This window comes from Streptomyces sp. NPDC023541 (assembly GCF_055559995.1).
The window spans coordinates 299,997-318,937 of the sequence record NZ_JBVHJO010000003.1 but is presented as its reverse complement, the minus strand read 5'-3'; the positions used below and the strand labels follow the sequence as shown (position 1 = coordinate 318,937).

Genomic DNA, 18,941 nt, shown 5'->3' with positions numbered 1-18,941 from the left:
GCGGCGTGGAGGTGCGCAGTGTCGTGCTGAGCCCCGGTGAGCCGTACGAGCTGCGGCTCACCGGGCGCGGGGCGCGCGGGTACGTGTGGACCTGGCAGGTCACGGGCGACGCGGAGGTGGTGTCGGTGGCGCAGGCCGCGGGTGCGGCGGGCGGAGCGCCGCCCGGGGCCGCGGTGGAGCTGAGCTACGTCGTACGGGCCCGGCCCCCGGGCGGGGGCCGGGCCAGGATCCGTTTCGCGCAGGTCCGGCCGCCGTACCCGGACGAGGCGCCCTACGACGAGTTCGTGCTGGACGTGGAGGTCAGACCGGCGGCCGGCGGCGCGGACGGCGCGGGCTGAGGACCGCGTGCTGCAGGGCTTCCAGGGGGCCGCGGTCGAAGCGGCGCAGCCACAGCGACGACCCGGCCGCCAGGGTCAGGCTCACGCCCGCCCACAGGCCCATCACCCACCAGGGGCCGCTGCCGGCCGGCCGGTCGGCCAGGCCCAGCCCGATGCCGTAGCAGAGCAGCATGCAGAGCAGGTTCTGGGCGACGTAGCAGGACAGCGCGGTGCGGCCGACGGAGCCGAGGGCGCGGGTCGCGGAGCCGGGGATCCACAGCCGGTCCAGCGCGATGCCGATCAGGCCGATGTAGCCCAGGGCGAGCAGCGGCGCCGCACCGTAGCGGCCCAGGAGGTAGAAGTCGCCGCCGCCGAAGGTGGTCGCGGCGTTCAGCGGCAGGCCGAGGCCCAGGCCCCAGGCGGCCAGCCGGGTCCGGACGCGGCGGCCGTCGGCGGTCGCGGCGAAGGTGCCGGCGCGGTGGAGGCGTACGCCGAGGAGGAAGAGGAAGACCAGCAGCCCGAAGGAGATGACGGGCTCGATGCGCAGGGCGAGGAAGTGGTCCAGGCGGAAGGCGATCTGCGCCGGCCAGCTCCCGTGGGCGTAGAGGTCGACGGCGGCCGCGGCCGGGGCCTTCGGTGCGCCGTCCGGCCGGGCCATCGCGTCGAGGGTCAGCAGGCCCGTCACTGCCAGGTGCACCCCGCCGGCCGTCCACATGGCCGCGCGCCGCACCTTCTCCGAGCGGGCCAGCAGCCAGGCGACGAGCAGGGCGGTCACGGCGTACCCCATCAGCACGTCCCAGGCGAAGACGAGGACGAAGTGGACGGTGCCCTCGACGAACAGGAAGGCGGCGCGCTGGGGATAGCGGCCAGGCCACGGTTCGCCGCGCCGGGCGGCGGAGTCGTACTGGATGGCCAGGCCGACACCGAACAGGACCGTGAGCAGGGCCAGGAACTTGCCGTCCGCGAGGAAGCGGAAGACGGACTCCGCGATGGTGGCGGCGGAGGGGTCGGCGAGTGCGTCGGGCGCCTTCAGGCCCCCTTGCAGCACGCTCCACTCCGAGCCGGGCGAGGTGAAGATCCAGACGTTGGTCATGAGCGTGCCGAGGATCGCGGCGCCGCGCAGGACGTCCAGGAGCGGGAGCCGGGCGGTCGTGCGGACCGCCGGGGCGAGGGTGTCGGCCATGACTCCAGGCTCCCGGCGCGCGGAGCCGGGTACGTCCTGCGCGCGGACGAAGGCGTAGTACATCCTTCGGTGCAGGCGGGCCCGGCCGGGGAAGGAGACGCCCCGGCCGGCCCCACGGGCCCGCGGCCCCACCCCGGGTCCACATCCCGGACCGGCCACGGCTTGCACCCCTGTTGTATCTATGCTGTGCGCATGCCCGCCGCCACCAGCACCGCGACCGCCGCCGACCGCGTCTACCAGCACGTCAAGCACGGTGTGCTCGACCGGCGCTACGAAGGCGGCACCCTCCTCACCGAGGGCGAACTCGCCGAGGCGGTGGGGGTGTCCCGCACCCCGGTCCGCGAGGCGCTGCTGCGCCTGGAGACCGAGGGGCTGCTGAGGCTGTACCCGAAGAAGGGTGCCCTGGTCCTGCCGGTCTCCGCGCAGGAGATCAACGACGTCCTCGAAACCCGGCTGCTGGTCGAGGAGTTCACCGTGCGCAAGGCCGTGCCGGCGCCACCCGGCCTGCTGGACCGGCTGGAAGCGCTGCTCGACGAGCAGCGCCGGCTCGCCGCCGCGGGGGACCTCGCCGCGATGACGGCGGCGGACCGGGGCTTCCACGCCGAGATCGTGCGCAGCGCAGGGAACCAGATCCTGTGCCGGCTCTACGACCAACTCCGCGACCGGCAGCTGCGGATGGGCGTGGCCCTGCTGCACGCGCACCCCGACCGGCTGCAGCGGACGCTGGCCGAGCACGCCGAGATCCTGGACGCGCTGCGCGCCGGGGACGCCGGGGCGGCCGCCGCCGCGGTGCGCGGGCACATCGGCCGGGTCGAGTCGCTCGTGCGGGGACCGGGCCTGTGAGCGCCGGGCCGGGGGGCGCCGGGCCGGTGGGCGCCGGGCCGGGGGGCGCCGGGCCGGTGGGCGCCGGGCAGATGAAGGACCCGCCGGGCGGTGGGAAGGCCGTCGCCGTCTGGTGCATCGGCGTCGCCGTCTACTTCGTCGCGGTGATCTTCCGCACCAGCCTGGGCGTGGCCGGTCTCGAAGCGGCGGACCGCTTCCGCGTCAGCGCCTCCGCCCTGTCCACCTTCTCCCTGCTCCAGCTCCTCGTCTACGCGGGCATGCAGGTCCCCGTCGGCCTGATGGTGGACCGGCTCGGCACCAAGAAGGTACTGACGCTGGGCGCGGTGCTCTTCACCGCCGGGCAGCTCGGCTTCGCGCTCTCCCCCTCGTACGAGATGGCCCTCGCCGCCCGCGCCCTGCTGGGCTGCGGCGACGCGATGACCTTCATCTCCGTGCTGCGGCTCGGCACCCGCTGGTTCCCGGCCCGGCGCGGGCCGCTGATGGCGCAGCTGGCCGGGCTGGTCGGCATGGCGGGCAACCTCGTGTCCACCCTCGTCCTCGCGCCCGTCCTGCACGGGGTCGGCTGGACCGCGGCCTTCGCCGGCAGCGCGGTGGCCGGGCTGGTGGTGCTGGTGCCGCTGGTGCTGTTCCTGCGCGACCATCCGGAGGGCCACGACCCGGCGCCGGCGGAGCGGACCGGCGGGGCGGGCTTCGTGCGGCGCCAGATCAGGGAGTCCTGGAGCGAACCCGGCACCCGGCTCGGGCTGTGGGTGCACTTCACCACGCAGTTCCCCGCGATGGTGTTCCTGCTGCTGTGGGGGATGCCCTTCCTGATCGAGGCGCAGGGCCTGACGCGGACCACCGCCGGCGCGCTGCTGACGCTGGTCGTCGCCTCGAACATGGCGCTCGGGCTGGTCTACGGCCAGATCATCGGCCGCCGCCAGTCCACCCGGATACCGCTCGCGCTGGGAACGGTCGGCCTCACGGCCCTGCTCTGGGGGGCGGTCCTCGCCCACCCGGGGGGCCACGCGCCGATGTGGCTGCTGGTCACCCTGTGCCTGGTGCTGGGCGGCTGCGGCCCGGCGTCGATGATCGGCTTCGACTTCGCCCGCCCCGCCAACCCGGCCGAACGCCAGGGCACCGCCTCCGGGATCACCAACATGGGCGGCTTCATCGCCTCGATGACGACCCTGCTGACGGTGGGCGTCCTGCTCGACGCCACCGGCGACGACTACCGCATCGCCTTCTCGACGGTCTTCGTGCTCGAAGCGCTCGGCGTCACCCAGATCCTGCGCCTGCGCCGCGGGGCACTGGCCCGCGAGGCGGCCCGCGGCCGCGTCACCATCCCCGCGCAGACACCCGCGCAGACACCCGAACCGGCGCTCGTACCGGCGCCCGTATCGGCGCCTGCGCAGACTTCCGGACAGGCGTCCGGTCCGGAGGCGGAGCCGCGGCCGCGGCCCACCGCGTGTCCCCTGCCGGAAACAGCAGGGCGCGAGACGCCCTAGGCCGCGCCGCCCACCGGGGAGCGGTGCCCCCGCCTTCAGCCGCGCCTTCCGCACGGCCTACGCGATCAACCCGACCGGATTCCGCCGCGCGGCCGCCACGGCCGTACGGTTCAGCACCACCGCCTGAGCGGGCTCACGGCGGCGTCAGGGGGTCACGGAGAACTGCGTCAGGATGGCCTCCGCCAGCTGTGCGTCGCCCTCCACCTTCACCCGGTCGGCGACCGTGCGCGCCCGTACCCGGCCCGCCGCGAGCCGGACGTACGTCTCCCAGTCCATGGTCAGCGTCACCGCCGGGCCCAGCGACGGGGACTTGTCCACCGTGCCGCGGCCGTCCGCGTCCACCCGTACCGTCCGCATGAACTCCAGCTGCCCGTGCACGTCGATCACCACCGCCGAGTTCGCCGGGGCGCCCGCCCGCTTCGCCACCACCTTCGGCAGCCCGGACAGGAGGATGTCCCGCGCCACGTACGCACCCGGCGAGTCCCAGTTCCCCGGCGCGCCCAGCGCCCACCGCAGGTCCTGCTCGTGGATCCACACATCGAACGCCCGCAGCCGCAGCGCGTGTTCCAGGGTCACCTGGTCGCCGAGCGGCCCCCGCACCATCGTGTCCGGATCCCGCTTCTCGTTGCGCAGCTGCCGCGCGCGGCGGATGACGGTGTACTCCAGCTCCGAGGTCATCTCCGGCGCGGTGTGGTGGCGCCGCACGTCGACCTGCACCTCCATGTACCGGCTGAACTCGTCCACCACGTGCCGCAGGTCCCGCGCCACCGTGTGGATCGGCCGGGGGTCCCCGAGCTGCTCGCACTCGATGCCGATGATGTGGGAGACGACGTCACGGACCGACCAGCCGGGGCACGGCGTCGCCCGGTTCCACTCGCCCTCCGTCAGGGGGAGGACCAACTCGGATATCGCCTCGATCGAGTGCGTCCACGCGTCGGCATAGGGCTGAAGGCTGGGATGCGGATGGACGGTCAACGGGACCCCTCGCGGTGCTGTTCAGTGGCGTCGTTCAGTGGCGCGTTTCGGAAGCAGTGGACTCAGTTTCCAAAACTACGCTGCCTGTGAGCACCCCGGCAGTGCTTTCGTGTGACGATTCGTAGGCCCGAGTTGACGGCTTGAACGCCAGGACGGTGGTAATGTGCGCGCCTCGTTGATCCAAATCGCAGTGAACGAGGGCGAGTCGGTGTCTTCCCGGCGCGCCCGTGCGGCCGATCTCGTGCGGGAGCAGGACGAGTCCGATCTCGTCGTGCTGCCCGAGCTGTGGACGGTCGGGGCGTTCGCCTACGAGCAGTTCGAGACCGAGGCCGAGCCTCTGGACGGACCGACCTACGAGGCCATGTCCAAGGCGGCCCGCGACGCCGGGGTCTGGCTGCACGCGGGCTCGGTCGTGGAGCGCGCGGGCGACGGCTCCCTCTACAACACCGCCCTGGTCATCTCCCCGGCCGGCGAGCTGGCCGCCACCTACCGCAAGATCCACCGCTTCGGCTTCGACCAGGGCGAGGCGGTCCTGATGTCCGCCGGCGACTCCCTGACCACGGTGGAGCTGCCGGAACAGACCCTCGGCATCGCCACCTGCTACGACCTGCGCTTCCCCGAACTGTTCCGGGGCCTGGTCGACGCCGGCGCGACCACGATGATCGTCGCCGCCGGCTGGCCCGCGCGCCGCCGCTCGCACTGGACGCTGCTGAGCCGGGCGCGCGCCGTCGAGGACCAGTCGTACGTCCTGGCGTGCGGGCTGGCCGGCACCCACGCGGGCGTGGAGCAGGCCGGGCACAGCCTGGTCGTCGACCCGTGGGGCGAGGTCCTCGCGGAGGCGGGCCCCGGCGAGGAGGTCCTCACGGTGGACCTGGACCCGGCCAGGGTCGCCGACACCCGCTCGCAGTTCCCGGCCCTCAAGGACCGCCGCCTGGGCCGCTGACCGTCAACCGGTGCGGATCCAGAGCACGACCGCCAGGACGGCGGGCACGGGGCACGCCAGCGCGCCGAGCAGGAGCAGCCGCGTGGACGCCGCCAGCCTGCGGACACCGGGAGCACGGGCCAGGGCGGTGAGCCCGGCGGCGGCGGCCGCCGGGACCAGCACAAGCAGCAGCAACAGGCCGCCGACCGGCTGCCCGGCCGCCGCACCCCACACCAGCGCGACGGTGAACAGGCCGCCCACCCAGCACACCGACAGCAGGGTGAGCGCCCACAGCAGGCCCGCGAGCGCGACGACGACGGGGCGGTCCTTGCGGACCGGCTGCGAGGGCTGCCACGGACCGTAGAGGGCCGCGTGGGTGCTGGGATTCACCGTGGGGTTCCTTCCGTGCTCGGCGGGACGACCACGATCCTCGCCGCCGCCCGCCGCCACCGCATGAGCGCGGATGCTCACCTCCGCGTGGGGTCCGTACTCAGCCCGGGGCCCCGCTCAGTCCTGGAGTGCGTCCTCCCGCTCCTTCTCGGCCATCCGGATCACGCACACCGCGACCGCCACCAGCAGCGCCGCGTCGGCGTCCTCCCGCACCACGTCGACCGCGTACGTCTCCCGCACCCGGTACCACTGCCGGGAGACCAGGGCGAGCAGCTCCCCGTCGTACTCGACCTTGAACTCCCGGTCCAGGATCCGCCCGCTGACGTCGAGCTCCGTGCCCTCCAGCAGCGTCACGCGGAAGTGGTTGCGCAGCAGCGAGAAGCGCTTGCGGCGGATCACCGCGAGCCGCCGCTCGTCCCGCTCCAGGGTCATCGCGTCGCGGAAGGCGAAGAGCTTCTCCCGCAGGGTGATCAGGATCCGGCCGTCGGGATCCTTCAGCTCCAGCGTGTCCCGCAACCGCAGCGCCTTGCCGTCGACGAGGAAGGCGTGCCGCCCCTCCTCGTCCTCGATCCAGCAGTCGTCCCCGATGGCCAGCATTTTGTCCCGAACGAGGTATTTCATGCGCTGATCAGTGCCCGCGATAGGTTTCCCCCATGCCACTGCTCTACGTGACCGACCTGGCGTACCCCGCACGCGGCCGCCGATATTGCGACGAGGACATATTCCTCACCTCGCGCCTGCGCGAGCACTTCGCGCTGGCCCTGTGCCACCCCGCTGACGCACGCGCCCTGATGCCCGGCTTCGACGCCGTGATCGTCCGCAACAGCGGCCCGGTCCTGCACTACCAGGAGGAGTACGACGCCTTCCGCGCGGCGGCCCTCGCCGCCGGCACGCCCGTGTACAACCCCCTCACCGGCCGCGCCGACATGGCCGGCAAGCAGTACCTCCTCGACCTGACGGCCGCCGGCTACCCGGTCATCCCGACCGTCGACGACCCGGCCCGGCTGGCCGAACTGCCGCAGGTGCCCGAGTACGTCGTCAAGCCCAAGCAGGGCGCCGACTCCATCGGCCTCACCTTCACCGCGACACCGGTCGGCCCGGCGGGGGCCGTCCTGATCCAGCCGCGCATCGACTTCACGTACGAGGTGTCCTTCTACTTCGTCGACGACGCCTTCCAGTACGCCCTCCACGCCCCCGATCCGGCCCGCCGCTGGGAGCTGCGCCCCTACCGACCGACCGGCGAGGACCTGGCCTTCGCCCGCTCCTTCGTCGAGTGGAACACCCTCGGGCACGGCATCCAGCGGGTGGACGCCTGCCGGGCGCCCTCCGGAGAACTGCTCCTCGTCGAGCTGGAGGACCTCAACCCCTACCTGTCCCTGGACCTCGTGCCGGCAGAGGTGCAGGACGCCTTCGTCACGGCCCTCACGAGATCTCTCCACTCCTTCCTCGGCTGATGTCAGTGCCGGGTGCCAGGCTCCTCCCATGGACAAGACGACGTTCTGGCAGCTGATCGAGACGGCCCGCGCGGACACGGCGGCGGACACAGGTGAGGACGCGGTGGCGCAGCGGGCGGGGGAGCTGCTCGCGGCCCGTCCTCAGGCGGAGATAGCCGCGGCCCAGCAGGTGCTGTGGGACCTGCTCGCGGAGTCCTACCGCAGCCCGCTCTGGGCCGCGGCCTACATGATCAACGGCGGCTGCTCGGACGACGGCTTCGACTACTTCCGCGGCTGGCTGCTCACCCAGGGCCGCGCGGTCTTCGACGCCGCCCTGGCCGACCCGGACTCCCTCGCGGACCACCCGGCGGTCCGCGATGCGGCCGCGGAGGGCCTGGAGCTGTGGGGCGAGGACGCCCTCTCGATCGCGTGGACCGCCTACGAGAGCGCCACCGGCCGCGAACTCCCCGCGGACTCCTTCACGATCAGCTATCCGCCCCTGGACCCGTCCTGGGACTTCGACTTCGACGACGCGGCCGAACTGGCGACCCGGCTGCCGCGCCTGAGCGCCCTCTTCGACTATTCGTAGCGGTACAGCAGGGATTCGCGCTCCTGCCGCCGGATGTCCTCGATCGTCAGACCGGGCATGTCCAGGTGGGCGAGGGTGACCTCGGCGGAACTGGGGGCGGCGTCCTCGGCGAGCCACTGCTCGGGCTTCCACGCGCCGCTGCGCAGGAACGCCTTCGGGCAGTGCTGGTAGGCCTCCTCGACCTGCACGACGATCGCGCTGCGCGGCGGCTTGCCGACGGCGGTCAGCTGCTCCAGCAGCCGGGGATCGGCGGAGACGCAGGCCCGCCCGTTCACGCGCAGCGTGGTGGCCCGGCCCGGGATGACGAAGATCAACCCGGCCCGGCCCGTCTCGACGATGTTGTGGGCGGTGTCGAGCCGCTTGTTGCCGGTGGCGTCGGGGACGGCGAGGGTGAACTCGTCGAGGACCGCGACGAATCCGGGCGGCCCGCCCCGGGGCGTCACGTCGCAGTGCCCGCCCGCCCCGGCGCTCGCGACGAACACCAGCGACGACCGCCCGATGACCGCTCGGGCGGCCTCGTGGATCCGGTCGACGGCCTTGCGCCGCGCCATCTCCCCCGGCTCCTCGTACAGCTCCCGCAACTGCGCGGCATCACGCACGGCGCCGGCGCTCAAGGCCTCGAATACCCGCCCCCCAGGCGGCATGCTCCCCGTCACCCCCCGCACGCTACCGGCTCCCTAGAGCCCGTTGGTGTCCAGGTCGATCCCGAACGGCTCCGGCAGCCGCACGGACGTCCCGAACGGATGCGGCCCGTCGACCTTGGTGTACCCCAGGCTCCCGGGCTCCGCGAACAGGGTGAGGGACCGCTCCAGCCGGTCGACGAGCAGATAGAGCGGCGCCCCGTACTCGGCGTACCGCTTGCGCTTGACCACGCGGTCGGTCTCGGCATCGGAATCCGAGGTCACCTCGACGACGAGCAGCACCTGGTCGGGCAGCAGGGCGCTCCCGCCCTTCGCCAGCGCCTTGGGGACGACGGCCAGGTCCGGGACGTACCAGTTCGACGAACCCGGAAGGTCGAGGTTCCCCGACCCCGTGGCGCAGTCCAGTTCCTTGACCCGAGGCCGGATCTGGTCGCGGATCTCCTCCGCCGCGTTCTCGTGGTCCCAACTCGGCGTCACGTTGGTGATGACCCCTTCGACGATCTCCGTCCGGTCTCCGCTGTGGTGCTGGATGGCGTACTTCAGCGCGCTCTCGGGGTCGATGCCTTCGCCGTAGTCGTGCGCGGTGGTCATTGCGGACGCCTCCCTTGCTTCCCGTGACCAGGCTCCCGCGGGCTCTCGCTCCCTGTCGTCACCCCTGCGGGTGCCCCGCCCCGCAGGGAACGTCGTACTGGCGTGACGGGGCGTTCACGGGCGGATGGCAAGCTTGAAGGATGAACGATGCTGCCCCGGCGCCCACCCCCGCGCCCGCGCCCCGCAAGCGTGCCCGTGTCCGTGCCCCCGAGCTGATCGGCAAAGGCGGCTGGCTGAACACCGGCGGCAAGGAGCTCACCCTCGCCGACCTGCGGGGACGCATCACGATCCTCGATTTCTGGACCTTCTGCTGCATCAATTGCCTGCACGTCCTCGACGAGCTGCGCGAGCTGGAGGAGAAGCACCGCGACACCGTCGTGATCATCGGCGTGCACTCGCCGAAGTTCGTGCACGAGGCCGAGCACGCGGCCGTCGTCGACGCCGTCGAGCGCTACGAGGTCCACCACCCCGTCCTCGACGATCCCGAGCTCGCCACCTGGAAGCAGTACGCCGTCCGCGCGTGGCCCACGCTCGTCGTGATCGACCCCGAGGGCTACGTCGTCGCCCAGCACGCCGGCGAGGGGCACGCCCACGCCATCGCGAAGCTGGTCGAGGAGCTGGAGGCCGAGCACGAGGCCAAGGGCACCCTGCGGCGCGGCGACGGCCCGTACGTGGCGCCCGAGCCCGTCGCGAGCGACCTGCGCTTCCCGGGCAAGGCGCTGCTCCTGCCCAGCGGGAACTTCCTCGTCTCGGACTCCACGCGGCACCAACTGGTGGAGCTGGCCGCCGACGGGGAAAGCGTCGTACGCCGCATCGGCAGCGGCGAGCGCGGTTTCGCCGGCGACAGCTTCAGCGAGCCGCAGGGGCTGGCGCTGCTGCCCGACGGCCGGGTGGTCGTCGCCGACACCGTCAACCACGCGCTGCGCGTCCTCGACCTCGACAGCGGAGCCGTCGAGACGGTCGCCGGCACCGGGCGGCAGTGGTGGCAGGGCTCGCCGACCTCCGGGCCGGCCCTCGAAGTGGACCTGTCCTCGCCGTGGGACGTGGCCTGGTGGCAGGGCAAGGTGTGGATCGCCATGGCCGGTGTCCACCAGCTGTGGACCTGGGACCCGGCGGAGGGAACCGTCGGGGTCGCCGCCGGCACCACCAACGAGGGGCTGCACGACGGGCCGGCCGCCGAGGCCTGGTTCGCCCAGCCGTCCGGGCTCGCCGCCGCCGGGGACCGGCTGTGGATCGCCGACTCCGAGACCAGCGCCCTGCGGTACGTCCACCCCACCGACACCGGCTACGCCGTCACGTCCGCCGTCGGCACCGGCCTGTTCGACTTCGGGCACCGGGACGGGGACGCCACCCAGGCCCTGCTCCAGCACCCGCTCGGGGTGACGGCCCTGCCCGACGGCTCGGTCGCGGTGTGCGACACGTACAACCACGCGCTGCGCCGCTACGACCCCGCCACCGGGCAGGTCTCGACCCTCGCGACCGACCTGCGCGAGCCCAGCGACGCCGTGCTCGTCGGCGAGGACATCGTGGTCGTCGAGTCCGCCCGGCACCGCCTGACGCGGCTGCGGCTCCCGGAGGAGGCGGTACGGGTGGACGCGGTCGCCCACCGAACCCAGCGGGCCGCCACCGAGGTGGCGCCCGGCACGCTGCGCCTCGACGTGGTCTTCCAGGCCCCCAGCGGGCAGAAGCTCGACACCCGCTACGGGCCCTCCACCCGCCTGCTCGTCTCCTCGACCCCGCCCGAGCTGCTGGCGGGCGGCGAGGGCGCCGGCAGCGACCTGTTCCGGGAGCTGGCGCTGAACCCGGACGTCACCGAGGGCGTGCTGCACGTCTCGGCGATGGCGGCGTCCTGCGACGACGACCCGGCCAACGAGTACCCGGCCTGCCACGTCCACCAGCAGGACTGGGGGGTGCCCGTCCGCGTCACCGCCGCCGGCGCCTCCCGGCTGCCCCTCGTCCTGGCGGGCATGGACGACGAGGGATAGCGGGGGCGCAACCGGCCTTCCCTGCGGGCTTCCTGGGGGGTCAGCCCTCCAGGAAGGCCACCAGGGCGTTGGCGAGGAGGTACGGGTCGTCCGCGCCGCACAGTTCGCGGGCGCTGTGCATCGAGAGGATCGCGACGCCGATGTCCACGGTCTGGATGCCGTGGCGGGCGGCCGTGATCGGGCCGATCGTCGTGCCGCACGGCATCGAGTTGTTGGAGACGAACGTCTGCCACGGGACGCCGGCCCGCTCGCACGCGGCGGCGAACACCGCGCGCCCGCTGCCGTCGGTGGCGTAGCGCTGGTTGACGTTGACCTTCAGGATCGGGCCGGCGTTGGCCCTCGGGTGGTGCGTGGGGTCGTGGCGCTCACCGTAGTTGGGGTGCACGGCGTGCCCGGTGTCGGAGGACAGGCAGATGGTGCCGGCGAAGGCCCGCGCGCGGTCCTCGTACGTGCCCCCGCGCGCGAAGACTGAACGTTCCAGCACGTTGCCCAGCAGCGGGCCGTCGGCGCCGGTGTCCGACTGGGAGCCGTTCTCCTCGTGGTCGAAGGCGGCCAGCACCGGGATGTGGTCGAGCTTCTCGGCCCCGGAGACGGCGGCCAGCGCCGCGACGCCCGCGTGCACGGACAGCAGGTTGTCCATCCGGGGGCCGGCCACCAGCTCGCGGTCGCGGCCCAGGTAGGCGGGCGGCTCGATCGAGTGGACCATCAGGTCCCAGCCGGCCACCGAGCCGTGCTCCAGGCCCTCTTCCTCCTCCAGGAACGCGATGAGGTCGCCCTCGTGCGCTTCGCCGAGGCCCCAGATCGGCTGCATGTGCCGCTGCTTGTCGAGCTTGAGGCCGTCGCTGTTCACCGACCGGTCCAGGTGCACGGCGAGTTGCGGCACGCGCAGCAGCGCCCGGTCGATGTTCACGAGGCGCTCGGTGCCGTCGCGCAGGGTCAGCCGGCCGGCCAGGCCCAGGTCCCGGTCCAGCCAGGTGTTGAGCAGGGTCCCGCCGTAGATCTCGACCGCGATCTGTCGCCAGCCCTGCGAGCCGGTGTCGGGCAGCGGCTTGACCCGCAGGTTCGGCGAGTCGGTGTGGGCGCCGATGATGCGGAACGGGGTGTGTGCCGCGGCGCCTTCGGGGACGTACCAGGCGATGAGCGCGCCGCCGCGGAGCACGAACTTGCCCCCGGTGCCCGAATCCCAGGCGTCCGTTTCCGACAACTGCCTGAAGCCTGCCTTCTCCAGCCGCTCCGCCGCGTTGGCCACGGCGTGGTACGGCGACGGACTGGCCGTCAGGAAGGTCATCAGATCGTCGGTGTGGCCGCGGTCGAAGCGGGCGGGAGAGCTCATCGTATTTCCCTTGTGTGGAAGCCCCCGGCTTCAGCCGGGTGAGGAAACGCAGTTCCGGCTCGGAGCCTCGCCGCGGCGGAGTGCCGAAGCGTGAGGCTGTGACCTGTGCTTGTGTTCGGATCGTGACCGACCGTAGCGTCGGGCGGGTGGGTGTTCCATCCGCGCAGCGGTCGTGCAAGTACCGTTTCTATCGGACGGATGCGCAGGCCGTGGAACTGTCGCGGACGTTCGTGCAGCTGTGGTCGATGCGCCCGGTTTGCGGGACCCCTCACGACCGGGACGGGAACGCCGCGACCGGTCTTCCGGCCGCCGGGGCGGCCGTTGCCGACAGCGGAGCGGTTGTCGGGCCTCATCGTGAGTCCTCCTCTCGGTCGGGCGGTCCGTGACGGAACGGACCCTCACGCGTGAGTGTGGGAATCCCCTCCGCCTGGGAGGGGAGGAAGCCGAGTGGTTCACCTTAACGAGGGCCGGGTTCCCCTTTGTCACGGCCGGACCGGGCGTGTTGCCGGGAGGACCGGCTCCGCGCCGCGCACGTCACGCGAGGGGGGCGGTCCCGCTTGGTTCTCAGCCCGGCGGACGGTCGAATCTGCGCTGCAGTTGCCTGCGCTCACCCCGGCGGACGCGCGGGAGCATCTCCGGGGTCTGCGGGGAGCGCTGCGCGCGTCTTCTGCGCCCGGCGCAGAAGATACAGGCCTCGCCGGGGGGTGCGTCGGGGTCGATGGGGGCGCCGGGGTGCTCGGAGCAGCCCGAGGCGTTGCGCGGGCGGGACAGTTCGCGGGCCACGATGAAGGCGCGGTGGAGGTCGTCGGCGATGCGGACGAAGTCCTCGGCGGGGGAGGACAGGCCCAGGTGGAACCGCTGGTCCTCGACGGTGCGCAGGTGGGCGCGCAGCGCCTGGAGCGTGTACGGGCCGTCCGGTACGGGGTAGCCCAGGCGGCGCTGCTCGCCGGCGGGGGCGGGGCCGGGGCCGCCGTGCCGGCGCTGTCCGAGGCGTCGGCGGTCGTTGCAGATGAGGCAGCGGCCCCAGCCTTCGGGGGCCTCGGGGTCGAGGGCGCCGTTGGGGTGTTCGGGGCAGCCGGTGTAGCTCTTGGCGGGGGCCAGTCCGGCGGCCGTCTGGAAGGCCACGTACAGCGCGTCGGCGATGGTGTCGTACTCGGCGGGGTGGGCGCCGTCGTAGAGCTCGCGCAGGTGGTCGCCGAGGCTGCCCAGGCTCGCCTGCAGCTCCTTGAGGGCGTACGGCCGCCCGGTGGGGACGGAGTACCCCCTGCTGCCGTGCTGATCCTGTGGACTCATGCCTACGAGCGTCCCATGAACGACTGACATCGGGGAAAGCCGCAGTACAGGGCGCCGGTCGGGGCCCGTGCACGCGGCAGCGGCCGGGTCCCTGTGCGGGGGACCCGGCCGCTGTGCGTGTGCGGCGTGCCGGTGCCGGGGTGCCGGCGGTGCCACGGGTGGGGGCGGTGCCTCCTAGAAGGCGGCCTCGTCGAGCTCCATGAGGGAGTTGTCGACGGACTCGGCCAGCCGGCGCTGGACCGAGACGCCCGGGAGGACCTCCGCGGCGAAGAACTTCGCGGCGGCGATCTTGCCGGTGTAGAACGGGACGTCCTTCGCGGAGGCCGTCGCCAGCTTCTCGGCGGCCACGGCGGCGCCCTTGAGCAGCAGGTATCCGACGACCACGTCGCCGGAGGCCATCAGCAGGCGGGTGGTGTTCTGGCCGACCTTGTAGATGTTCTTGACGTCCTCGCCGGTGGCGGTGAGGTCGACGATCATCTGGCCGACGATGCCCTCGAGGTCCACGGCGGCCTTGGCGAGCGCGTCGCGGGCGCCGGCCAGCTCCTCGCCGCCGACGGCCTCGGCCAGGAACTTCTTGATCGTCTCGGAGACGATGTTCAGCGAGGCGCCCTGGTCGCGGACGATCTTCCGGAAGAAGAAGTCCTGGCCCTGGATGGCCGTGGTGCCCTCGTAGAGGGTGTCGATCTTGGCGTCGCGGATGTACTGCTCGATCGGGTACTCCTGCAGGTAGCCGGAGCCGCCGAAGGTCTGCAGGGACTGGGCGAGCTGCTCGTAGGACTTCTCCGAGCCGTAGCCCTTCACGATCGGCAGGAGCAGGTCGTTCAGGCCGATGAGGGAGGAGGCGTCCTCGCCTGCGGCCTGCTTGACCTGGATCTCGTCCTGGACGGTCGCGGTGTAGAGGACGAGGGCGCGCATGCCCTCGGCGTACGCCTTCTGCGTCATCAGCGAGCGGCGCACGTCCGGGTGGTGCGTGATGGTGACCTTGGGCGCGGTCTTGTCCATGAAGTTCGCCAGGTCCGGGCCCTGCACGCGCTCCTTGGCGTACTCCAGCGCGTTCAGGTAGCCGGTGGAGAGGGTGGCGATGGCCTTCGTGCCGACCATCATGCGGGCGAACTCGATGATCATGAACATCTGGCGGATGCCGTCGTGCTTGTCGCCGATCAGCCAGCCCTTGGCGGGGTGCCGGTCGCCGAAGGTCATCTCGCACGTGTTGGAGGCCTTGAGGCCCATCTTGTGCTCGACGTTCGTGGCGTAGACGCCGTTGCGCTCGCCCAGCTCGCCGGTCTCCCAGTCGAAGTGGAACTTCGGGACGAGGAAGAGGGACAGGCCCTTGGTGCCCGGGCCGTGGCCCTCGGGGCGGGCGAGGACGTAGTGGAGGATGTTCTCCTCCATGTCGTGCTCACCGGAGGTGATGAAGCGCTTCACGCCCTCGATGTGCCAGGAGCCGTCCTCCTGCTGGACGGCCTTGGTGCGGCCGGCGCCCACGTCCGAGCCGGCGTCCGGCTCGGTGAGGACCATGGTGGAGCCCCAGCGCTTCTCGACGGCGATCTGCGCGATCTTCTTCTGCGCCTCGTTGCCCTCCTCGTGGAGGACGCCGGCGAAGGCCGGGCCGGAGGAGTACATCCAGACGGCGGGGTTGGAGCCGAGCAGCAGTTCCGCGTAGGCCCAGACGAGGGAGCGCGGGGAGACGGTGCCGCCGATCTCCTCCGGGATGCCCAGACGCCAGTACTCGGAGTCCATGAAGGCCTTGTAGCTCTTCTTGAACGAGGCCGGAACCGGCGCGGTGTTGGTCTCCGGGTCGAAGACGGGCGGGTTGCGGTCGGCGTCCGCGAAGGACTCGGCCAGCTCGTTCTCGGCGAGGCGGGCTATCTCGGACAGGACGCTCTTGGCGGTCTCGGTGTCCATCTCCTCGAACGGACCGGTGCCGTAGTGCTGGTCGCGGCCGAGCACCTCGAAGAGGTTGAACTCGATGTCGCGGAGATTCGACTTGTAGTGCCCCATGGCGACGGCTCCGTTAAGGCTCGGGGAGACAGGTTCCTCGTACATACCAATCGGTAACGTCATGATGCTACCCGCCGGTAATAACGGCAACCCTCACGTCCGGAGTGTGACCAGGGTCAAGCTCGCGCCGGGCCGCCGAAGGGGCGGGACTCGTCCCGCCGAGGCCCCCGCGGGGCGGCGGTGGCCGGTACCGGCCGGTACGGGCGCGGCCGCTCGGTAGGGTGGGCCGCATGTACGGCTACGACCAGAACCCGGGTGCCCAGCAGCAGTACGCGCAGCAGCCCCCGCAGGGCTACGCGCAGCAGGCGCCGCCGCTGTACCCGGAGCCGTCCCCGCCCTCCCTCGCGGACGCCGTACGGGCCTTCACCACGGGGTCCATGTCCGCCGAGGACTTCCAGCAGGTCTTCGTCACCTCGAAGGTCTACTGCCCGCGCGGGGAGACCCCCGGGTTCCTGGCGCTGCACAACACGCAGCAGCCGGTCATCCCCATGTTCACCACGCTCAAGGAGCTGCGCCGGTACGCCGGCAAGGAGTCCAAGTACTTCGTCATCACCGGCGCCGAGGTGATCGACCTGCTGCCGACCGGGTACGGCTTCGTCCTCGACATGGAGGGCGACCACCGGATGGTCTTCGACGCCAAGGCGGTCGAGCAGATGGTCGACTTCGCCATGCGCCGCATGTACGGCTAGACGCCAACGCTGCGCAGACGGCCGCTGGAGGCCGTTCCGGCTGACGTCCACGGGGGTGGGGATCGTGCTGAGGGTGCACTTCACGACCGAGGACCTGCTGAACGTCACCTTCGCGAGCGAGCCGCTGCCGCTGGTCGAGCTGGCCATGGCACTCGTCGCCTGGCAGCGCAGGGACGAGCAGGCCGTTTTCGGCCGCTGGCGCGGCCGCGTCGGCAGGGAGCTGCCGGACCGGGCGCTGCCGCTCCTGGACCTGTTGCGGCCCGACGGAGACAACCCCCCGTTCGTGGAGCCGTACGCGCGCACCCTGGAGGAGGGGCTGGCCGCCGTACGGGACGCCGCCCCGGGGCTCACGGCCGGGCAGCTCGCCCGCGCCGCCGCCCGGGCCCCCGGGCCGGACTCCTGGCTCCGCGCCCTGTGGCGCCGGGACCGTGGCGCCTGGGACCAGCTCGACGGGGCCATCCGGTCCGCGTACGAGGTGCTGGTGGCCCCGCACCGGGCCCGGATCCGGCAGTCCTTCCGGGCGGACGTCGCCTGGCGCACTCGGCTGCTGGCCACCCAGGGCATCAAGGCGTGCCTGGCCAGTACGCACCCGGCGGCCGGCTGGTCGGGGGCCGCCTTCGAGGTGGACCGCCCGCCGCACTACGAGGTACGCCTCGGCGGGCGCGGGCTGATGCTGATGCCCTCGCCGTTCTGGACGGGCCGCCCGCTGGTGGCCGAGCACCCCGAGGGTCCGTACGTCCTGCTCCACCCGGCACTGACCCCGCTGCCGCTGACCTCCCCAGGCCCGGTGGGAAGTCCGCTGGACGCGCTGCTGGGCCGGACCCGGGCTGCGGTGCTGCAGCTGCTGGTGGAGCGGCGCACGACCAGTGAGCTGGCCCGGGAGCTCGACATCAGCCTGCCGTCGGTGTCCGAACACACCCGCACCCTGCGCGCGGCGGGCCTCATCACCTCGGAGCGGGACGGCAAGGCGGTCCTGCACTCGGTGACGGGCCTCGGCGTGGACCTCCTGCACAGCGGCGCCTGACGGACGCTTCGGCCCTGCCCGAAAGGATCGCCGCCCTGTCCCCCGCCCGGAAGTATCGGTGCCGCGGCGGATCGGGCGGCGCCGGGTACGGGGGTCCCGGCGCCGCCGCCGGCCGGGACACGCAGGTCGGCGGGGCGGCGGCCCCCGGGGAATGCCCCCGGGGGCCACTCTGTTCTGTGGGGTGTGGCAGAAAGTTCGAGTTTCAACTAAACTCGGATGACAAGGAGGTCCTGACCATGCCCGCAGTGACTGTTGAGAACCCGTTGACGCTTCCGCGCGTGGCCGAGCCGCAGGCGGCCGTCCCGCGCAAGGTGGTGGCCGTCGTCTCCGCTCCGAGTGGTTTCGAGGGTGAGGGATTCCCGGTGCGGCGCGCGTTCGCCGGGATCAACTACCAGTACCTCGACCCGTTCATCATGATGGATCAGATGGGCGAGGTGGAGTACGCGCCGGGCGAGCCGAAGGGCACCCCCTGGCACCCGCACCGCGGCTTCGAGACCGTCACGTACCTGATCGACGGGACCTTCGTCCACCAGGACAGCAACGGCGGCGGCGGCATCATCAACGGCGGCGACACCCAGTGGATGACCGCCGGTTCCGGCCTGCTGCACATCGAGGCCCCGCCGGAGTCCCTCGTCGTCAGCGGCGGGCTCTTCCACGGCCTCCAGCTGTGGGTGAACCTGCCGGCCTCCGACAAGATGATGCCCCCGCGCTACCAGGACATCGGCGGCGGCAGGGTCACCCTGCTGTCCACCCCGGACGGCGGCTCGCTGATCCGCGTCATCGCGGGTGAGCTCGACGGCCACGAGGGACCGGGCATCACCCACACGCCCATCACGATGATCCACGCGACCGTCGCGCCCGGAGCGCAGATCACCCTGCCGTGGCGCGAGGACTTCAACGCCCTCGCGTACGTGATGGCCGGGCGCGGGACGGTCGGCGAGGACCGCCGCCCCCTCCGCACCGGGCAGACGGCCGTCTTCGGCGAGGGCGGGTCGCTCACGGTGCGGGCGGACGAGTCCCAGGACTCCAACGCCCCGGACCTGGAGATCGTCCTCCTCGGCGGGCGCCCGATCCGGGAGCCGATGGCGCACTACGGGCCCTTCGTCATGAACAGCCGGCACGAGCTCCAGCAGGCCTTCGACGACTTCCAGGCGGGCCGCCTGGGCCGTATCCCCACCACGGCCCGTACGGGCCTCGGCCACCGCGGCACGGGCGAGGCGGCGGAGGCCTGACGCCACCGCGACG

The 18,941-nt window shown here is 72.4% G+C and carries 19 protein-coding genes; 10 read left to right on the top strand and 9 right to left on the bottom strand.

Features of this window, described 5'->3' with window-relative positions; genetic code table 11:
* The first annotated feature begins 5 nt into the window (after window positions 1–5).
* Window positions 6–338, top strand: coding sequence for a hypothetical protein (locus ACZ3X1_RS08995; protein WP_356813593.1), 333 nt, complete (start codon window positions 6–8; stop codon window positions 336–338).
* Here the strand turns inward: ACZ3X1_RS08995 and ACZ3X1_RS08990 are convergent.
* On the bottom strand, window positions 301–1,500 hold the full coding sequence (locus ACZ3X1_RS08990) for a DUF418 domain-containing protein (RefSeq protein WP_467278063.1): 1,200 nt from the start codon (window positions 1,498–1,500) through the stop codon (window positions 301–303). The genes ACZ3X1_RS08995 and ACZ3X1_RS08990 overlap by 38 nt on opposite strands.
* Window positions 1,501–1,692: 192 nt before the next feature.
* On the opposite strand from ACZ3X1_RS08990, the gene ACZ3X1_RS08985 reads away from it, so the two are divergent.
* A complete protein-coding gene (locus ACZ3X1_RS08985; protein WP_467278060.1) occupies window positions 1,693–2,343 on the top strand; it encodes a GntR family transcriptional regulator in 651 nt (216 codons plus the stop codon).
* 71 nt (window positions 2,344–2,414) lie between these two features.
* A complete protein-coding gene (locus ACZ3X1_RS08980; RefSeq protein WP_467278561.1) occupies window positions 2,415–3,830 on the top strand; it encodes an MFS transporter in 1,416 nt (471 codons plus the stop codon).
* Window positions 3,831–3,974: 144 nt separating this feature from the next.
* Here the strand turns inward: ACZ3X1_RS08980 and ACZ3X1_RS08975 are convergent, their stop codons facing one another.
* A complete protein-coding gene (locus tag ACZ3X1_RS08975) occupies window positions 3,975–4,805 on the bottom strand; it encodes a maleylpyruvate isomerase family mycothiol-dependent enzyme (protein ID WP_356813589.1) in 831 nt (276 codons plus the stop codon).
* 163 nt (window positions 4,806–4,968) lie between these two features.
* Here ACZ3X1_RS08975 and ACZ3X1_RS08970 point away from each other — a divergent pair, with 163 nt between their 5' ends.
* A complete protein-coding gene (locus ACZ3X1_RS08970) occupies window positions 4,969–5,748 on the top strand; it encodes a carbon-nitrogen family hydrolase (RefSeq protein WP_356813588.1) in 780 nt (259 codons plus the stop codon).
* Window positions 5,749–5,751: 3 nt separating this feature from the next.
* On the opposite strand, the gene ACZ3X1_RS08965 is transcribed toward ACZ3X1_RS08970, so the two are convergent.
* Together ACZ3X1_RS08965 and ACZ3X1_RS08960 are read right to left on the bottom strand one after the other, a co-directional pair.
* Complete coding sequence (locus ACZ3X1_RS08965) at window positions 5,752–6,117, bottom strand: hypothetical protein (protein WP_356813587.1); 366 nt, start codon at window positions 6,115–6,117, stop codon at window positions 5,752–5,754.
* A 117-nt stretch (window positions 6,118–6,234) separates the two neighbouring features.
* A complete protein-coding gene (locus ACZ3X1_RS08960) occupies window positions 6,235–6,738 on the bottom strand; it encodes an LURP-one-related/scramblase family protein (protein WP_356813586.1) in 504 nt (167 codons plus the stop codon).
* A gap of 32 nt (window positions 6,739–6,770) precedes the next feature.
* Here ACZ3X1_RS08960 and ACZ3X1_RS08955 point away from each other — a divergent pair, with 32 nt between their 5' ends.
* Window positions 6,771–7,571 carry an ATP-grasp domain-containing protein gene (locus tag ACZ3X1_RS08955; protein ID WP_467278056.1) on the top strand — a complete coding sequence of 267 codons (801 nt, stop codon included), beginning with the start codon at window positions 6,771–6,773 and terminating at the stop codon, window positions 7,569–7,571.
* 28 nt (window positions 7,572–7,599) lie between these two features.
* Window positions 7,600–8,139, top strand: a complete 540-nt coding sequence (locus tag ACZ3X1_RS08950) for a DUF4240 domain-containing protein (protein ID WP_356813584.1) — start codon at window positions 7,600–7,602, stop codon at window positions 8,137–8,139.
* On the opposite strand, the gene ACZ3X1_RS08945 is transcribed toward ACZ3X1_RS08950, so the two are convergent.
* Together ACZ3X1_RS08945 and ACZ3X1_RS08940 are read right to left on the bottom strand one after the other, a co-directional pair.
* Window positions 8,130–8,783 carry an MSMEG_1061 family FMN-dependent PPOX-type flavoprotein gene (locus ACZ3X1_RS08945; protein ID WP_467278559.1) on the bottom strand — a complete coding sequence of 218 codons (654 nt, stop codon included), beginning with the start codon at window positions 8,781–8,783 and terminating at the stop codon, window positions 8,130–8,132. The two genes, ACZ3X1_RS08950 and ACZ3X1_RS08945, sit on opposite strands and share 10 nt — an antisense overlap.
* A gap of 33 nt (window positions 8,784–8,816) precedes the next feature.
* A complete protein-coding gene (locus ACZ3X1_RS08940) occupies window positions 8,817–9,371 on the bottom strand; it encodes a Uma2 family endonuclease (RefSeq protein ID WP_467278053.1) in 555 nt (184 codons plus the stop codon).
* 140 nt (window positions 9,372–9,511) lie between these two features.
* Here ACZ3X1_RS08940 and ACZ3X1_RS08935 point away from each other — a divergent pair, with 140 nt between their 5' ends.
* Window positions 9,512–11,356, top strand: a complete 1,845-nt coding sequence (locus ACZ3X1_RS08935) for an NHL domain-containing thioredoxin family protein (RefSeq protein ID WP_467278051.1) — start codon at window positions 9,512–9,514, stop codon at window positions 11,354–11,356.
* 40 nt (window positions 11,357–11,396) lie between these two features.
* Here the strand turns inward: ACZ3X1_RS08935 and ACZ3X1_RS08930 are convergent, their stop codons facing one another.
* The 3 genes from ACZ3X1_RS08930 to ACZ3X1_RS08920 form a co-directional block, all read right to left on the bottom strand.
* Window positions 11,397–12,689, bottom strand: a complete 1,293-nt coding sequence (locus ACZ3X1_RS08930; protein WP_030647744.1) for a M18 family aminopeptidase — start codon at window positions 12,687–12,689, stop codon at window positions 11,397–11,399.
* 564 nt (window positions 12,690–13,253) lie between these two features.
* The gene (locus tag ACZ3X1_RS08925; RefSeq protein WP_356813581.1) at window positions 13,254–13,982 is read right to left on the bottom strand and encodes a hypothetical protein; all 729 of its coding nucleotides are present in this window, start codon (window positions 13,980–13,982) and stop codon (window positions 13,254–13,256) included.
* Between the two features lie 174 nt (window positions 13,983–14,156).
* Entirely contained in the window at window positions 14,157–15,983 is a 1,827-nt protein-coding gene (locus ACZ3X1_RS08920; RefSeq protein WP_356813617.1) for an acyl-CoA dehydrogenase, read from the bottom strand.
* A gap of 230 nt (window positions 15,984–16,213) precedes the next feature.
* Between ACZ3X1_RS08920 and ACZ3X1_RS08915 the strand changes: the two genes are divergently transcribed.
* The 3 genes from ACZ3X1_RS08915 (at window position 16,214) to ACZ3X1_RS08905 (ending at window position 18,928) form a co-directional block, all read left to right on the top strand.
* Window positions 16,214–16,672 carry an SseB family protein gene (locus ACZ3X1_RS08915; protein WP_467278045.1) on the top strand — a complete coding sequence of 153 codons (459 nt, stop codon included), beginning with the start codon at window positions 16,214–16,216 and terminating at the stop codon, window positions 16,670–16,672.
* A 73-nt stretch (window positions 16,673–16,745) separates the two neighbouring features.
* Window positions 16,746–17,696: an ArsR/SmtB family transcription factor gene (locus ACZ3X1_RS08910; RefSeq protein ID WP_467278043.1), complete on the top strand. Its 951-nt coding sequence runs from the start codon at window positions 16,746–16,748 to the stop codon at window positions 17,694–17,696.
* Between the two features lie 236 nt (window positions 17,697–17,932).
* A complete protein-coding gene (locus ACZ3X1_RS08905; protein ID WP_467278040.1) occupies window positions 17,933–18,928 on the top strand; it encodes a pirin family protein in 996 nt (331 codons plus the stop codon).
* Window positions 18,929–18,941 lie beyond the last annotated feature (13 nt).

What these genes read in the sequence shown, in the direction of transcription:
- ACZ3X1_RS08990 (WP_467278063.1), bottom strand. Translation starts at nt 1,500, where the DNA reads ATGGCCGACACCCTCGCCCCGGCGGTCCGCACGACCGCCCGGCTCCCG.
- ACZ3X1_RS08985 (WP_467278060.1), top strand. Translation starts at nt 1,693, where the DNA reads ATGCCCGCCGCCACCAGCACCGCGACCGCCGCCGACCGCGTCTACCAG.
- ACZ3X1_RS08980 (WP_467278561.1), top strand. Translation starts at nt 2,415, where the DNA reads ATGAAGGACCCGCCGGGCGGTGGGAAGGCCGTCGCCGTCTGGTGCATC.
- ACZ3X1_RS08960 (WP_356813586.1), bottom strand. Translation starts at nt 6,738, where the DNA reads ATGAAATACCTCGTTCGGGACAAAATGCTGGCCATCGGGGACGACTGC.
- ACZ3X1_RS08955 (WP_467278056.1), top strand. Translation starts at nt 6,771, where the DNA reads ATGCCACTGCTCTACGTGACCGACCTGGCGTACCCCGCACGCGGCCGC.
- ACZ3X1_RS08950 (WP_356813584.1), top strand. Translation starts at nt 7,600, where the DNA reads ATGGACAAGACGACGTTCTGGCAGCTGATCGAGACGGCCCGCGCGGAC.
- ACZ3X1_RS08945 (WP_467278559.1), bottom strand. Translation starts at nt 8,783, where the DNA reads ATGCCGCCTGGGGGGCGGGTATTCGAGGCCTTGAGCGCCGGCGCCGTG.
- ACZ3X1_RS08940 (WP_467278053.1), bottom strand. Translation starts at nt 9,371, where the DNA reads ATGACCACCGCGCACGACTACGGCGAAGGCATCGACCCCGAGAGCGCG.
- ACZ3X1_RS08935 (WP_467278051.1), top strand. Translation starts at nt 9,512, where the DNA reads ATGAACGATGCTGCCCCGGCGCCCACCCCCGCGCCCGCGCCCCGCAAG.
- ACZ3X1_RS08930 (WP_030647744.1), bottom strand. Translation starts at nt 12,689, where the DNA reads ATGAGCTCTCCCGCCCGCTTCGACCGCGGCCACACCGACGATCTGATG.
- ACZ3X1_RS08925 (WP_356813581.1), bottom strand. Translation starts at nt 13,982, where the DNA reads ATGAGTCCACAGGATCAGCACGGCAGCAGGGGGTACTCCGTCCCCACC.
- ACZ3X1_RS08920 (WP_356813617.1), bottom strand. Translation starts at nt 15,983, where the DNA reads ATGGGGCACTACAAGTCGAATCTCCGCGACATCGAGTTCAACCTCTTC.
- ACZ3X1_RS08915 (WP_467278045.1), top strand. Translation starts at nt 16,214, where the DNA reads ATGTACGGCTACGACCAGAACCCGGGTGCCCAGCAGCAGTACGCGCAG.
- ACZ3X1_RS08905 (WP_467278040.1), top strand. Translation starts at nt 17,933, where the DNA reads ATGCCCGCAGTGACTGTTGAGAACCCGTTGACGCTTCCGCGCGTGGCC.